The following is a 1,536-nucleotide window of genomic DNA, read 5'->3' on the forward strand; positions in this document are numbered from 1 at the left end:
CACTATCCGTTCAAACGTGATGATGAAAAAAGAGTGATTCTAAAAATAAAACCTGATAGAGTTTTTGTCTTGCCTGAATTAAAAATGAACGAATAGCAATTTAAAATGTTTCTAAATTCGAATTTAGAAATATTGTAATTTAAAAAATAAAAATAGAAAAAAGTAAGCAAAGACAGTTTAACGTCGACGTTTAGCTGCCTTTCTCTTTGGAGCGGCTTTGCGTTTAGCGGCTTTGCGTTTTGGTGCTGCCTTTCTTTTCGCTGCCTTTCTCTTTGGAGCTGCTTTTTTAGCTGCAGTTCTTCTCTTTGGAGCGGCTTTGCGTTTAGCTGCCTTTCTCTTTGGAGCTGCTTTTTTAGCTGCAGTTCGACGTTTAGCTGCCTTTCTCTTTGGAGCTGCTTTTGTTGCATTTCTCCTACGAGCTGCTGCTGCCTTTCTCCTACGAGCTGCTGCTGCTTTTAGTGCTTCTGCTGCTGCTTTAGCTGCATTTCTCTTTCGAGTTCTTGCTGCTTTTTTAGCTGCTTCGGCTCTTTTGGCTTTTGAAACTACCATGACTTTTTTCAAAAATCATATGTGTTATATGGTAAAAGTCACACATTACTATGCTAACTATAATTAAATTTGACACATTTTTTATTTTCCGATCAACAATTTGTAATGCAAACAACTGCTGTGTCAGTTGTTGATTGCTCTTTTTGCGGTCTAATGATTACTTTGTATTGTTTTTCTTCATCAAACGGAATATCAAACTGTGTTGTTCTTTGAATTGGCTTGTTTGGTTCAAGTGCTTCTAAAAACAAATCTTTCGCAGAAAATTCACCAAAAATTGCTTCATGTTTTTGTTCTTTGTCATCAACAATGTAAAATTGTCCTCCCGAAATGATTGTTTTTTCATTACTGATGTTTTTTGCAGTAATTCCTATCATCACATAAGTATTTTCAGGCACATTTTCCTTGTTTCCTTCATGTGTTCCCTCAAATGTAATGACATATTCTACTGGTCCTACCGTCACTGTCTCTCCTGTAACTGATGTGATGTAATTTGTCTGATATTGTGTATATGTGTAAATTCCCGCCACCATAGAAATTATTATTGCACTAATTACAATTACAATGCCAAAATTTACCATTTGAATACTTTGAATTATTTTGGTATATAGTTGAAACTCTATTTTTTGTAAAAAACAGTTCAATTCAGATCTTTTTTGGTAAAATACGGGATCAAAAATGTAATATCATTGACACACACAGGATTATCTGTCAAAATCACTTAGAATAATTGATCAAGCCTTTAGATGAATTCGTCATTGTTCTCCGTCTCTAGGTTTTTGATCATTTTTTTGCGATCAAGACTGTAATTTTACTTACAAACACAGAATTATCTACTAATCTTGTTTAGGTACATTGAACAAGCCTTGGGACTGTTTTAGTCATTAATCACCGTCATGAGGCTTTGTTCTCTTTTTTGCGATCAGAATATGTTTGTAATATTTTCATATGACGCTCAGTTATTTTTTTATGTCTGGAATTTGAAATTTG

General features: G+C 34.2%; 2 protein-coding genes and 1 pseudogene. 1 reads left to right on the top strand and 2 read right to left on the bottom strand.

Annotated features, from left to right (window positions below):
* Window positions 1-96: pseudogene (locus tag BD31_RS10770) on the top strand (PPOX class F420-dependent oxidoreductase); the annotation flags it as partial.
* Window positions 97-177: 81 nt separating this feature from the next.
* Here BD31_RS10770 and BD31_RS06415 read toward each other — a convergent pair.
* Both BD31_RS06415 and BD31_RS06420 read right to left on the bottom strand, forming a co-directional pair.
* Complete coding sequence (locus BD31_RS06415) at window positions 178-549, bottom strand: hypothetical protein (protein ID WP_008300191.1); 372 nt, start codon at window positions 547-549, stop codon at window positions 178-180.
* Window positions 550-641: 92 nt separating this feature from the next.
* Window positions 642-1,127 carry a DUF4352 domain-containing protein gene (locus BD31_RS06420; RefSeq protein ID WP_008300188.1) on the bottom strand — a complete coding sequence of 162 codons (486 nt, stop codon included), beginning with the start codon at window positions 1,125-1,127 and terminating at the stop codon, window positions 642-644.
* Between the last annotated feature and the right edge of the window lie 409 nt (window positions 1,128-1,536).

The organism is Candidatus Nitrosopumilus salarius BD31 (assembly GCF_000242875.2).
In the GTDB taxonomy this organism is placed as follows: domain Archaea; phylum Thermoproteota; class Nitrososphaeria; order Nitrososphaerales; family Nitrosopumilaceae; genus Nitrosopumilus; species Nitrosopumilus salarius.